The sequence below is a fragment of the Planotetraspora phitsanulokensis genome (genome assembly GCF_016863295.1).
GTDB lineage: Bacteria > Actinomycetota > Actinomycetes > Streptosporangiales > Streptosporangiaceae > Planotetraspora > Planotetraspora phitsanulokensis.
On the sequence record NZ_BOOP01000053.1, the window covers coordinates 48527 to 61041 of the forward strand.

General features: G+C 67.7%; 16 protein-coding genes. 7 read left to right on the forward strand and 9 right to left on the reverse strand.

The genetic code is table 11. The annotated features are described in order from the left end of the window. Nucleotides 1-18 precede the first annotated feature (18 nt). The 6 genes from Pph01_RS40585 to Pph01_RS40610 form a co-directional block, all read right to left on the reverse strand. On the reverse strand, nt 19-432 hold the full coding sequence (locus Pph01_RS40585) for an SDR family NAD(P)-dependent oxidoreductase (protein WP_275412945.1): 414 nt from the start codon (nt 430-432) through the stop codon (nt 19-21). A 63-nt stretch (nt 433-495) separates the two neighbouring features. After that, nucleotides 496-1269 (reverse strand): tyrosine-type recombinase/integrase, encoded by a 774-nt coding sequence (locus Pph01_RS40590; protein WP_239117378.1) that lies wholly within the window; start codon nt 1267-1269, stop codon nt 496-498. Next, nucleotides 1266-1847 (reverse strand): dihydrofolate reductase family protein, encoded by a 582-nt coding sequence (locus tag Pph01_RS40595; RefSeq protein ID WP_204078593.1) that lies wholly within the window; start codon nt 1845-1847, stop codon nt 1266-1268. Before Pph01_RS40595 ends, Pph01_RS40590 begins: the two co-directional genes overlap by 4 nt. Nucleotides 1848-1913: 66 nt before the next feature. Next, on the reverse strand, nt 1914-2753 hold the full coding sequence (locus Pph01_RS40600; RefSeq protein ID WP_204078594.1) for a helix-turn-helix domain-containing protein: 840 nt from the start codon (nt 2751-2753) through the stop codon (nt 1914-1916). Nucleotides 2754-3435: 682 nt separating this feature from the next. Continuing rightward, nucleotides 3436-4086 (reverse strand): cytochrome b/b6 domain-containing protein, encoded by a 651-nt coding sequence (locus Pph01_RS40605; protein ID WP_204078595.1) that lies wholly within the window; start codon nt 4084-4086, stop codon nt 3436-3438. After that, entirely contained in the window at nt 4052-4744 is a 693-nt protein-coding gene (locus Pph01_RS40610) for a molybdopterin-dependent oxidoreductase (protein WP_204078596.1), read from the reverse strand. The genes Pph01_RS40605 and Pph01_RS40610 overlap by 35 nt, the downstream gene beginning before the upstream one ends. Before the next feature lie 535 nt (nt 4745-5279). Between Pph01_RS40610 and Pph01_RS40615 the strand changes: the two genes are divergently transcribed. Continuing rightward, nucleotides 5280-5657: an exonuclease domain-containing protein gene (locus Pph01_RS40615; protein ID WP_204078597.1), complete on the forward strand. Its 378-nt coding sequence runs from the start codon at nt 5280-5282 to the stop codon at nt 5655-5657. Nucleotides 5658-5693: 36 nt separating this feature from the next. Here the strand turns inward: Pph01_RS40615 and Pph01_RS40620 are convergent, their stop codons facing one another. Both Pph01_RS40620 and Pph01_RS40625 read right to left on the reverse strand, forming a co-directional pair. After that, nucleotides 5694-6521: a helix-turn-helix transcriptional regulator gene (locus Pph01_RS40620; protein WP_204078598.1), complete on the reverse strand. Its 828-nt coding sequence runs from the start codon at nt 6519-6521 to the stop codon at nt 5694-5696. Nucleotides 6522-6698: 177 nt separating this feature from the next. Next, on the reverse strand, nt 6699-7268 hold the full coding sequence (locus tag Pph01_RS40625) for a TetR/AcrR family transcriptional regulator (protein ID WP_204078599.1): 570 nt from the start codon (nt 7266-7268) through the stop codon (nt 6699-6701). Between the two features lie 371 nt (nt 7269-7639). Between Pph01_RS40625 and Pph01_RS40630 the strand changes: the two genes are divergently transcribed. Both Pph01_RS40630 and Pph01_RS43535 read left to right on the forward strand, forming a co-directional pair. Next, nucleotides 7640-8527: an NmrA family NAD(P)-binding protein gene (locus Pph01_RS40630; protein ID WP_204078600.1), complete on the forward strand. Its 888-nt coding sequence runs from the start codon at nt 7640-7642 to the stop codon at nt 8525-8527. Nucleotides 8528-8860: 333 nt separating this feature from the next. Beyond that, nucleotides 8861-8992 (forward strand): hypothetical protein, encoded by a 132-nt coding sequence (locus Pph01_RS43535; RefSeq protein WP_275412944.1) that lies wholly within the window; start codon nt 8861-8863, stop codon nt 8990-8992. 49 nt (nt 8993-9041) lie between these two features. On the opposite strand, the gene Pph01_RS40635 is transcribed toward Pph01_RS43535, so the two are convergent. Beyond that, complete coding sequence (locus Pph01_RS40635; protein ID WP_204078601.1) at nt 9042-9602, reverse strand: hypothetical protein; 561 nt, start codon at nt 9600-9602, stop codon at nt 9042-9044. Nucleotides 9603-9945: 343 nt separating this feature from the next. Here Pph01_RS40635 and Pph01_RS40640 point away from each other — a divergent pair, with 343 nt between their 5' ends. The 4 genes from Pph01_RS40640 to Pph01_RS40655 all read left to right on the forward strand — a co-directional run bounded on the left by Pph01_RS40640 (nt 9946) and on the right by Pph01_RS40655 (nt 12460). Continuing rightward, nucleotides 9946-10554 (forward strand): TetR/AcrR family transcriptional regulator, encoded by a 609-nt coding sequence (locus Pph01_RS40640; RefSeq protein ID WP_204078602.1) that lies wholly within the window; start codon nt 9946-9948, stop codon nt 10552-10554. Between the two features lie 22 nt (nt 10555-10576). Beyond that, nucleotides 10577-11122, forward strand: coding sequence for an ATP-binding cassette domain-containing protein (locus tag Pph01_RS40645; RefSeq protein WP_239117379.1), 546 nt, complete (start codon nt 10577-10579; stop codon nt 11120-11122). Further along, a complete protein-coding gene (locus tag Pph01_RS40650; RefSeq protein ID WP_239117380.1) occupies nt 11026-11343 on the forward strand; it encodes an RNA polymerase sigma factor in 318 nt (105 codons plus the stop codon). The genes Pph01_RS40645 and Pph01_RS40650 overlap by 97 nt, the downstream gene beginning before the upstream one ends. Before the next feature lie 547 nt (nt 11344-11890). Beyond that, nucleotides 11891-12460, forward strand: a complete 570-nt coding sequence (locus tag Pph01_RS40655; protein ID WP_204078604.1) for a hypothetical protein — start codon at nt 11891-11893, stop codon at nt 12458-12460. The last annotated feature ends 55 nt before the right edge of the window (nt 12461-12515 follow it).

The following is a 12515-nucleotide window of genomic DNA, read 5'->3' on the forward strand; positions in this document are numbered from 1 at the left end:
CAGACGGCCCGTCGCGTACTAGTTGTCGGCGAGCTGCGGGTAGAGCGCTTCGAGCGGACCGGACAGCTTCTGCTTGACGTCGCGGCTGATGTCGTCGCATATCACTTCGAGGTCGCCGGCTTCGAGGCCGTCGTAGATGACGGCGACCATGTCGCGCGGGTCGGCCTTGGGCACGTCGAGCTCCGCGATGAGCGGGGTGTCCGTGAAGGCGAGGTGCGCGCCGACGACCTGGATGTTCTGCGCGGCGAGTTCGAGCCGCAGACCGTTGGTCAGGGACCAGAACGCGGACTTGGTCGAGGGGTAGGCCGAGGGCGTGGCCAGCCAGCTCAGCCCGGAGTGGATGTCGACCAGCGCGCCACCGCCGTTGGCCGCGAGGACCGGCGCGAACGCCTGCGCCACGGCGAGCGGACCGAACACGTTGGTCTCGTACAGCGCGGGGTGTCGACTCGTGCGGCCAGGTACACGCGATTGAGTTCGCCCAGTTCAGCGGTGGCCCTACTGATCGGTGGGGAGATGGCTGACGGCGTCTTCGAGGTCGGCGTGGGTAGGCAGGGTGTAGCGGCGGGTGGTGTCGAGGCGGGTGTGGCCGAGGAGTTCGGCGACGACGACGATGTCGACGCCCGCGCGCAGGAGGTTGGTCGCCAAGGTGTGCCGCAGGATGTGGGCGGAAAGGGCGAGGGCGCCCACGTCGTCGAGGATGTCGGCGTCAGTGGCGAGTTCGTCCATGAGCTGGTCGACCGCCCGGGTCGACAGACGCCCGCCGCGGCGATTGAGGAACAGCGCCGGGGTGTCGGCGCCGGGCCAGGAGGCGCAGTCGGTGCGCCACTCGGTGATGGAGATCCGCGCGGTGCCGTCCAGGAGCGGGATCTCGCGGGAGGTCTCGCCCTTGCCGGAGCGGACGATGAGCTTGCCTTTGCGCGCCGAGAGCGGGACGTCGTCGTCGTCCAGAGCGACGAGCTCGGCGATCCGGACGCCGGAGTAGAACAGCAGCCGGTCGCGGGCGAGGGGCCGGCGTTCGACGGCGCGCAGGTAGCGCTTCTGCTGGCGGGCGTCCAGGGCGCGGGGCGCGAGCTTGGGGGCGTCGTCGCGGCGGACGACGGCGGGGCCGAGTCCGAGCTGGGTGAAGAAGTGGTCCAACGCGGTGAGGTGCTGGGGCGGATCGGCGTCGGCTGCCCGACCAGAGACAGCGATGTGCAAACGCAGCCGGAGGCCCGATCTTGTGTCACCGTTCGCAGTGGACTTCTTCGCGTACCCGCTCAGATCGGTCAACGGCGCACCCGATAGCGCAGGTGAAGCACCCGGTTGCCCTGAATCACCACGTCAGGATCCTCCAACAGGTGCTGCGCGTGGACCGACCCGAAGTAGCGCTTGCCGGACCCGAACACGACGGGTACGACGTCCATGCGCACCTCGTCGATCAGGCCCGCGGCAAGCACCTGGCCACCGACGTCGCCAGCGGCGACCTCGACCGTGCGGTCACCCGCGAGCTCCTGCGCCTTGGCCATGGCTGCCTCGACGCCGTCGACGAAGTGAAACGGCGCCTCGGGGTCCCAACCCTCGGGCATCGGCCGGTGCGACACGACGACCACGTGGTCGATGCCGCCCGGAGGCTTCCCGTCCCAGCCGTCCGTCATGTCGAAGACGTGGCGGCCGACGATCGTGACTCCGATCTGGTCCCAGTACGGTCGGGTGTAGTCGTAGGACGTCTGCGACACCTTCAGCTCGCCGCTCTCGTCCAACGGGACGTCACCGCTGGACAACCAGTCGAACAGCGGTCCGGGCTGGTCATTCTCGTCCGCGACGAAGCCGTCCACCGACACCGAGCTGTACATGACCACCTTGCCCACGGGGCTCTCCTCTGCATTGGGGTGCCCCCAAATTAGCGTGTCGTGAGCTGTCGCTCTTGTAAGAAATCAATCGGCCGGCAGCGGCCAGCCGTCCATCACGTGGCCGGGATGTTCGCGCAGGAACCGCCGCCGGACTTCGACGTACCGGGTCGGCGTGAGCCCGGTGAACGCCCGGAACTCGTGGCCGAAGTGCGCCTGGTCGAAGTAGCCTGCGCCACCGGCGAGGTCGCCCCAGTCGATCGGTCCGGCGGGGTTGATCGCGAACACGGTGGCGGCGAAGCGGTAGGTGCGGGCCAGCCGCTTCGGCGTGACGCCGATGAGCTCCTTGAACCGCTGTGCCAGATGAGTGCTGCTGACACCGGCTGCCACGCTCAGGTCGCCGATCGCCACCGCCCCGCTGGTCGCCGCGATGACGCTGCTCATATGGCGGACCAGCCCCAGACCGGCGGTCTCGCACAGCCGTCGCATCAGCTCCTCCTCGAGCAGCGTCAGCATCTCGTGCGGTCCGTCCGCCGTGGCCAGCCGGTCTCGCAGCTCAGCAATGGCGGGCCGGCCCCAAACCTGCTCTACCGTCACCGGCCGGTCACACAGCTCGGCCGCGGGCATCGGCAGGAACGGCGCCAGCCCCCACGGCTTGACGTGCACGCCGACGGACCGGGTCCGGAGTGGGTAGCCGAACTCCAACGCGCGGGTGGGCATGGTGACCACGCAGCCGTCGGCGTACTCGGCCGTCTCGATGTCGGTGCCGGCGCGGATGCGGAACGGCGCCCCGAGGTTGACGATGAGCAACGCCGACGGCATCGGCGGCAGCATCAGCCGGGCGTACGGCGGCGCACCCTCCAGGTAGTAAAGGTCGTCGATCAGCCCGTCCAGCGGTGGTCGCGGCACTCTGGACACGTACTCCACGCCGACAGTATCGCCGACGCCCGCCGGCATCGCGCGCCGGATGGTCCAGCCGCGCTGCCGCCGCAACGGGCAATGCCCGCACGCCAGGCGCGCCATGCCGTATCGCAACGAACCCCTTAGTGGACATCTCCTCGAAGGGCAGGCGTAGCCATGCCGGGCCGGACCCTCGATGGCCAACATCCACACGTCGAAGAAACGGCCTAGGTCTGATCCCTGAACCCAGAGTTGCGTCAGCCAGCGGGAACCGTCGCCTGAGCGTCTCGCTACGGGTGTGGCCAAATAGCTCCCAGATCGCCTCCTCGGTGAACGTCTTGACGGTCTCGCCGTCCTTGGGGCGCTCGATCGTGCCTCCCACTACGGTTGAGAATGCTGCTTTCGCAGGCCTTTCAGAAGCAGTGCACGTCGAGGACCGCCCTGGCGAACGCCTCCGGAGCCTCCTGCGGGAACCACGGGCCCGTGTGGTGGGCCGGACTCGGCGTAGCCGACGTTCAGGACGCCGGCCTCGACGTTCCTGAGCGTGGGCGCCGAGGCGGGCGTCGCGGGGGAACCTGTGGGGAGAACCGCTGCAGGGAGAGCCGTCGCTGCGGCTCCGCCGACCACCAATTTGGAGAACGTACGCCTGTTCATTTCATCGAACTTCCGTGTGCGAAGGAACCGCGCCTTGGCTGCACCGCGGCGCGCACTATGACGAGCCGGTTCGTCGTTGACCTGGCTCTTCGGCCCATTGGGAATGGTTCTTTCTGGCCCACGCGGTCGTCACCGAGCCCGTGCGCATCCCCCGCCTCGCCTCGGGGTCCCGGTACGCCAGCCGGATGTGCGCGAAGACGACAACGGCGATGGCCAGCGCCGTCACGTCGTGCACGAAGATCGCGCTCGCGCGGGAGATCGCCGGCAGAGCCCTGGTAAACCACATCAGCAAACCGGTGAACGTCATGAGCGGTACTGCTCCGGCGATCCAGCCTGCGTAGATCTTCTGCCCAGCGTTGAACTTGCCGGCCGGGCGCGGTCCCGGCGTGCCCCTGCGTACCGCGCGCAGCCACTGCCCGTCGTACGGCGCCAGCCGGTTGAGCCTGCGCAGGTCGGCGCGGAACGCGCGCGAGGCGAGACCGAGGAGGACCGGCGCGGGCAGCAGGAGCCCTGACCACTCGTGGACGACGACCATCAGATGGCGACGGCCGAACAGCTGAGCCAGCGGCGGGAAGTACAGGCAGGCTGCCGTCCCCGTGCACAGCAGCATAAGAGCGGCGGTGGAGCGGTGGACCAGGCGCTCGCCACGGCTGAACCGCCTGAGCAACGGCTCAGGCCTCCTGGTCGAGCCAGCCGTCGACGTCATAACCGTACTCCTCCCAATAACCCGGGATGACCTTGTCGGTGACGGAGATGCCGGACAGCCATTTGGCGGACTTGTAGAAGTACATCGGGGCCACGTAGAGCCGTACGGGACCGCCGTGCTCGTGGGTGAGCGGCTCGTCCAGCATGTCCAGGGCGATCAGTACGTCGGCCCGGCGGGCCTGCTCGAGTGTGAGACTCTCGGTGTAGACACCGTCGAAGCATGTGAAGCGGACCGCCTTGCCCTTGGCGCGCACCCCGGCCGCGTCGAGCAGGTCCGAGAGCAGGACTCCGGCGAAGGGGACGTCCGGCACCCGCCAGCCGTCGGTGCACCTCGCCTCGCCGACGATTCGGGTCTGGGGCAGCGCGCGCAGCTCGCCCAGCGTGTACGTCCCGGGCCGCTCGACCAGACCGCCGATCTCCAGCTGGTAGTCGGCCGCGGTCTTCCTGGGCACCGAGGCCGCGACGCTGTAGTAGCGAAAGCCGCCCGGGTTGGGCAGCAGTCCGCTGAGCCCGGTGGGGTCGTGCTGGGAGACGGCCCCGAGGACCCGCTCCCAGCCGTTCTGTACGAAAGGTGCGGTGACGATACCGGCGGCGCCCAGGCCCAGCATCGAGAGCATCACCCGGCGCGCGATCGGCGGGCCGCTCTCCGGCTCACTCACAGTCGTGTTTCCAGCAGCCGCGGCGCCCTGCCGCGGTGGACGGCGGGGTCTGGGAAGCCTTCCGGTCTCGCACACGACTGACCTTGCCCTCGCACCCTCCGGCGACGTACGCCGTGGTGGTCGGGGGGACATGCCGCTCTGCAAGAGCTGCGCTGATGGGCGGATGTTTCATCAACTCGGTACTCCTCATCTTCGGTCCGTCTCAGGCGAGCGCGGTCGGCGACGGTGAACTGCGCGCGTCGATCAGCGGATACGCGATGAGCAGGGCGTCCGTCACGGCGGAGGGCTCGGGAATTCGAAATCAACTCTCCTGGGACAGGCCGCCCGGGGACCCCAGGGAGGACACTGGCCGGAGCCCTGGTTCTGTCGTGTTCCGGTGGGCTGCACGGATGGTCGACGGCGCTCCCGGAATCGCTAGGAGCGTTCCATCAATCGCTACGGCCGCCGAATAACGAGCCGATTGCACTGCCTGGTTGCGCCGCTTCTCCCAGTTCGGCCTGGGATCTTTTCCTCGGCGACAGCAGGAGGAACGCCCATGCTCAGGACGAGCGACGCACTCGGTTACGCAGTCATCGACGTGGAAACGACCGGCCTCCGGCCCTCCTGGCATCGAATGGTCGAGGTGGGGATCGTCCACCTCGACCCCGCGGGCGAGATTACGGGCGAGTGGACCACCCTGGTTAATCCTGAACGTGATCTAGGCCCTCGGCACATCCACGGCATCACCGCGGCTGACATCCGTCACGCCCCCACGTTCGGTGAGATCGCCGGAGCCGTGGCGACACTTCTGCGGGGCAGGATCGTGAACGCCCACAACGCACAGGATGTGCACGTCGGCGTGGGCTACCACGTTGACGAATGCCATGGGGTCGTCGCTGAGTTCAAACCACTCGGTGTCGTCGATGCGGGCTGAGTTCAGCACGAACCGGCGTCCGGATGACTTAGTTGACTAGTGAATACGGGGACTCATTGCACTCAGCTTGGTCAGGGCCTCCTCGGAGGGACTCCCGGGCTCCGCCTGGAGTGTGAAAAGGCGCTGGCCGGGGGCGCTATCTACGGAGAACGACTCATGCCACAGGTCCAGCTCGCCGACAAGGGGATGACGCAGGCGAACGATGTCGGAGCGGATGAGGCCTACGTCGTGGCGAGCCCACATCCGTCGAAAGTCCTCGCTTTCCGTCAAGAGCTCCTCGACCAGCTGGAGCAGGAACGGATCCTCATGGTCCACCCCGAGGGCGGCGCGTAGGTGGGCAACCATGGAACAGGCCTCCCGTTCCCAGTCCACCCACAACAATCCACTGGCCGCCGAGCTGAGGAAAATCATGCGCAGAAAGTTGTCGGTGTGCTCCAACCCTTCGACGAGAGCGGCAGACAACGTGTTGTGGACCAGCACATCTGTTCGACGGTTGCACACGCACGCCGGCACGTGGTTCCACCTGTCCATGAGCCGTAGTACATGCGCATTGACCTGGTCACCCCCGTCTTCGGCGCCGCGGCTACGTACCCGGGGTCGGGCGAGCTGGTGTAGATGCTCGGTGGCTTCGGCGTCAAGGTGGAACACCCGAGCCAGGGCCTCGAGCACCCGATCCGACGGACGGCGTTCTCTGCCCTGCTCCAACCTTGTGTAGTAATCGACGCTGACATCGGCCAGCAGGGCCACCTCGTCCCGGCGCAGCCCCGGCGTCCGGCGGCGGTCGTCACCCAACGGCAAGCCCACCTTGTTGGGAGGCATGGCCTGACGCCGAGCGCGAAGGAAGTCGCCGAGAGTGCTCGACATGCCGGCCATAGTAAGAAATCGCAGGTCAAGCCAATACAAAAGGGCGTGCCATGAGAGTTGGCGTCCAGTGATGACCGAGCTCGGCGTCGACCAGGTATCCACGGACCTTCCGGGACTCGCAGAAGCAGCCCACGCCGCGGGGGGCGATCACGTTCATCGTCGGCGTCGGCGGCCGTCTCAGGAAAGCTGCGCCTCCAGTGAGTGGCGGGCGGCAGCGAGGATGTCCTCGGACAGGTCCGTGCCCGCGGTGGCACGGGCCAGGAGAATGGCTCCGACGAGGGTGGCGGTCGCGGCCAGGCCGTCCTCGCGGTCGGTGTCCGACAGCCAGTCGGCGAACTCTCGCACGCCGGCGGCGTAGGTCTCACGGCGGCCTGTGTCGTCGTCATCTGTCTTTGCGATATCGCTGGCAAGGCCCGCGGCGGCGCAGCCGGTCCCGGGTTCGTCCCTGTGGTCGGGCGAGAGGTACTCGTCCAGGAGTGCCTTGCGTGCCGTCGTGGCGTCGGGGTGGGCCTCGCTCAGGCCCGCCAGGTATGCGCCGCGTTCCTCGAACGCGCGAATGGTTGCTTCGGCCACGAGCGCTTCCTTGGAGCCGAACTGCTTGTAGAACCCGCCAGGTGTCAGTCCGATGGCCTTCATGACATCGGCGACGGTGACTCCCTGCACGCCGCGCTCGCGGAACAGGCGCGCAGCCTCCGCGACGGCGCTGGCCCGGTTCTCCAGGGCCTGGGCTTGGGACACACGGCTCACTGGGGGACATCCCCTCTCCACTTAGAGGTTCAACGATATCTATCGTAGCGGACCGCACTTCCATCCGAAGGTCCGCTTTCTGTGGGTATGCCAGGCTTCACGCAGCGTGACGAGCTCGACCTTCTTAGATGTCAGTCATAATCTAAATGCGATCCCAGGTTCTGCCGCCCTGACATAGCTGATGCCGGAGAGGTGGCGGACGGCCGCTCGTGGGCCCGTCGCCCTTACTGGTTCCAGGGCGGCGCAGCCCCGGCCGCGATCCCCTCTGCAGCCCGGCCTGGCGCTGGGCCTGCGAGCGATCTTGCTGACTCGGCACACCCGCGGCGCTCCGCAAAGTGCGCGGCGCTCCGCAAAGTGGAAGAAGAGACGAAATGACCATGATTCTGATCACCACCGCCAACGGCACCACCGGCCGGCCGATGGTCGACTACCTGCTCAAGGACGGCTTCAACGTCCGCGCCATGGTGCGCAGTGACGATGCACGGGCACAGGAACTGCGCGAGGCGGGCGCCGAGGTCGTCTTCGGTGACCTCCTCAACTTCCGCGACGTGCGTGCGGCCTTGGAGGGGGTCCAGCGTGCCTACTTCAACTACCCGGTGGGGGACGGCCTGGTGGAGGCGGCCGTCATGTTCGCGCAAGCCGCAAAGGAGCAGAATCTCGAGCTCATCGTGAACATGTCGCAGATTCAGTCGCGCCCCTACGCGCGCAGCAAGGCCACCCAGAACCACTGGCTGTCCGAGCAGGTCTTCGACTGGTCCGGCGTCCCGACCACTCACCTGCGGATCACGTTCTTCATGCAGTGGCTCCTCTACATCTCCGGGCTCATCCGCTATGGCCGCTACGTGATGCCCTTCAATGGGGACAGCCGCTTCGCTCCGATCGCCGGCCGTGACATCGCACTGACCGCCGCCAACGTCTTCGCCTCGCCCGAGAAGCACGGCGGCCAGATCTACACGCTCACGGGCCCGGTGGAGTACAGCCACCAGGAGCTCGCGGCCGAGGTGAGCCGCGTGCTGGGCAAGGACCTTCCCTTCGAGCAGGTCACCGTGACCACGTTCCTTGAGTTGATCGGTCTGGGGAACGACACCGCCAAGCTCAAGCACTTCGAGGCGGTCACCATCGACCAGCAGGAGGGGCGCCTGGCAGGCGTCAGCGACGCGGCCCCGAGCATCAACGGCCAGCCGCTGGTGACGGTCGAGGAGTTCATCAACGAGAACCGCTCCCTGTTCGAGCTCGACTACACCACGTCGGCAAGCTGACTTCCCCCTGGTGCGTGACCTGTTCAGGCTGATCGATGTCGACGACAACGACCTGGGGCAGACCGTCGACGCGCTCGAGACCGCCGCCGACGGCATGCGAGCACTCGACCGCACGCAGCCGGTGACCGCGGACAACGACAGTGAGTGGTCCCCGGCCGGGACCGGTGTGGGCGCTGTACGCGCGGGTGGCCGACATGCGGCTGGTGCGCGCCGAGCTGGCCGAAGCAACGGGCCGGTGAGCGTGGCGGCCTTCATCGCTTCCCAGAAGACCGCCCATGGCGATCCCCACGCACTGACCTGCCGAGTATTGGGTGTCTCGCAGGCCTGGAGGACTTGTCCTCCCGCCGGATGCTCGGCTACGCCACCTCCGCCCATATCTCCGACTTCGACAACACCCGCCGCCGGCACAGCGCTGCCGACGGACTAGGACCAGCCGAGTACGAGCAACAGATCATGGCCGCCTGAACAGCCGCCGGTCCCGAGGACGACGACGTCGTAAGTGTTGCCGTCCAGGTCAGTTTCCCTTCGCGGCGCGGCCGAGACGGAAGGCCGAGATGAGGAAGAAGATGCCGCCGGGGATGGCGTATCCGGCCGCGTTGATCAGCGTCGGGCTGTCGGCGGAGGCGCCAACGATGAACGACGCACCGGCGAGTACGGAGATGCCGCCGCTGATGATCATCGGCCACTGGCCGCCCATCTTGCGGCGAGTGACACCCACGATCAGCTGGACCAGCCCGGCCACGATCGCCCAAGCGCCCCACACCCGCAGCACCGCCGGGATACCGGACGCGCAGGCGACGGCCACGCCGATGGCGGTGATCAGACTGACCGCGATGTTCACGTACAGCAGGGCAGGTGATCCGGTGGTGCGCGACGCGCGGGCGTCGATGATGGCGGCGCCCACGTCGAACAGCGGGTAGAGCACGAGCAGAGTGACCGCGAGCGGACCCAGGTTCGAGGCGGTCGTGAACATCACGAGGGCCCAGACGATGGCGAAAGCGAACCGGACGAAGTACAGCCGCCGCAGTGCGGACGCGGTTCTGGAAATGCCGGGCGAAGCAGCGATAGTGCTCATGGTGATCCTTTCGGTGGATGAGTGACGAGGAGAGCGGTTCAGCGCGGCCGTGGTCGCCCTTCTCGATCAGGTGGGCGACCAGCGATCGCCTGGTCCTGCCTGCCGACCAGGCACCAGGACGGGATGGTCTGCCAGGCCGCCGCCTCGCTCGTGCCGGTGGAGGCGCTCCCGGCGGATGGCGCTGCGCGACGCCCCTGGTCGCGCGGAAGCCACTGGTGCGTACGTGAATACGACGAGCCGCTGCTGGATCTCCCCCCTAGACCGAACGTTCTGTCGCGGCTCAGCATGGCAACCTGCCGCGCAGACTGTCAAGACCGAACGTTCTATCCGCTAGGATGGTGGCATGTCCAGCCAATCCGAAGGCCGGCCGTCCGAAGCGCGGTCCCGGCTGCTCAACACGGCCACCCGGCTCTTCTACGCGGAGGGCATCCACGCCGTCGGCATCGATCGCATCGTCGCCGAAGCGCAGGTGACGCGGGCCACCCTCTACCGGCACTTCCCCGGCAAGGAAGACCTTGTCCTCGCCTATCTGAACGAGGTCGACCGAGCTATGCGGGGTCAGGCGGACAAGGCCGTCGCCGCCGGACTACCGGCCGCCGGCACCATCCAGGCCCTCAGTAAGTCCATCGCCCAGGGCATCCAGTCCCCCGGCTTCCGGGGATGTGCCTTCCTTAACGCTGCCGCCGAGTATCCCGACCCCGAGTCCCCGGTGCGCAAGGCCGTGCTCGCCCACCGCCAATGGTTCCTGGAAACCGTCACGGAACTGCTGGCCAAGATCCAGGAGACCGGCGCCGAGCCTGCCGCCCGCCACTTCGTGATGATGCGCGACGGCGCCATGGCCGCCGGCTGCCTGTTCGACCCAGTGCTGATCTGCGAGACCTTCCTGCGCGGAGTCGAGAGGCTCCTGCAGGTTTATGCCGCCACCGACTACAGCGGACCGGCGGGCGCCTGAAGCCGCAGGCCTACGCTCAGGAATGAAGCCCGGCGAGCGCCTGGCCGTCGTCGGCCTCTCGGGAGCCGGCAAGTCCACCCTGGGCAAGCTGCCGGCCGGCATCGACCGCCCCCGCCTGGGCACGGTCACCGTCGGCTCGGTGCCCGTCGTCGACCTCTCCCCCGCCCGACTCCGCGAGCACGTCGTCCTGGTCACCCAGGAACAGCACCTGTTCTTCGGACCGTCCGCGACAACCTGCTGCTGGCAGATCCGACGGCCGGCGACGACCGCCTGGGCAAGGCGCCGACTGGGTCCAGCAGCTCGCCCTGGCCAGGGTCATCCTGGCCGACCCGCACACCGTCATCCTCGACGAGCCCACCCCCATGCTCGACCCTCGTACGGCCAGGTCATGGACAACGGCCGGGTGGTGGAGGTCGGAGCCCATGACGAGCTGGTCGCGGCGGGCGGGATGTACGAGGCGCTGTGGAGGTCGTGGCACGGCTCGTTGAGCTGGAGCGCCTGGGCGGTGAAGGCTTCACCGACGAACTCGCCGACCGGGTCGCGGCACAGGTCAGCGCGGAAGCGATGAAGCGACGGCTAGCGAAGGCGGTCGCGGGCCTGTCCGCCGACCAGCGCGACGTTCTGCTGCTCGTGGTCCTGGCCGACCTCACCTACGAAGAGGTGGCGCAGGCGCTGGACGTGCCGTACGGAACCGTCTGCTCACGGTTCAGCAGGTCGCGGACCAAACTGCGAGAGGCGTTGGGCGGGGTCGACCCCATGCTCGGCCAGGAAGGGCCTACCGATGGATGAGTTGCAGACAGTCCGGGAGCTCTTCGAGGAACCGCCGGCGCCGGACGCCGGGGTAGTCGCCCGGTCTCGTCTCCTCGCGACCGGATCACGCCGCCGCAAGTCGCGGTTGCGCTGGGCAGTCCCCGGCCTCGGCTTGGCCGCAGCAACAGCCGTCGCCGTCGCTGTGGCGGTGCCCCGGACGTCTCCTGGACCGCCTGTCGCCGGACCGGCCGACTCACCTGCCCGGACGGTACTGCTCAACGCGGCATTACAAGCCGATCATCAGCCCACGAAGGTCGGGAAGTACTGGCATGTTGAGACGCGTGCCCGCTGGTTCCAAAAAGTGAAGCCCGGCGGATACATGATCGTCGAAACCGCCAGGTTCTCCACGTGGTAGGCCGCCGACCGATCCAAAGCCTCCGTCCAGCGGGTGCAGTACATGGGCGCCCGTCCGGCGACCTCGGCGGACAAGGCGGCATGGCGGCGTGCGGGCTCACCCCACACTTTCGAGACCGTCGGAGGGAAGCGATTCACGACAAGTCCGAGCAAACCCGTCGTGAGTCGGGGGGTGAACGCTCTGTCGATTCCCGGTGTGAGAGAGCCCAGCCTGCGCCAGTTGCAGGAGCTCCCCGCCGACCCTGATCGGCTCCGGGACTGGTTCCTCTCGCTCCCGAACAGCCCGACGCAGCCGGCTCCTCAGGTCGGGGTCACCCCGCAGGGACTTCCTGACGCGACACTCGCGCCTGTGCCGTCACCGGTTCTGAATGATGCACAGATCAACGAATGGCTCTTTGGGGCGGCCAGCAAGATGATCCTCGAGTCTCCGATCACACCGGCGGGGCGGGCTGCAGTCCTCCGCATGCTCGCTGACATCCCCGGCGTCGAACTGATCGGCAAGGTGCACGACGCCGACGGGAGGGCAGGAACAGCCATCGCCTGGAACCATCGCACGCCGGACGGTAAGAAGGAGGTGCACTCGCAGGCCCGGCTCATCATCGACGTCAAGACGGGACGAGCCCTAGCCGCAGAAGATGTGGTCACCGGACCCAACAACATGCTCTATCCAGGCATACCAATCGGAGATGTCGCCGGCACCAGCACGGTGAAGGCCGGCTGGACCGACAAGGCGCCAGGCTGATGTAGGCGATGTCACATTCCGCCGGTCGCGGGCGGCGGCGGGCGAGAACACGCCC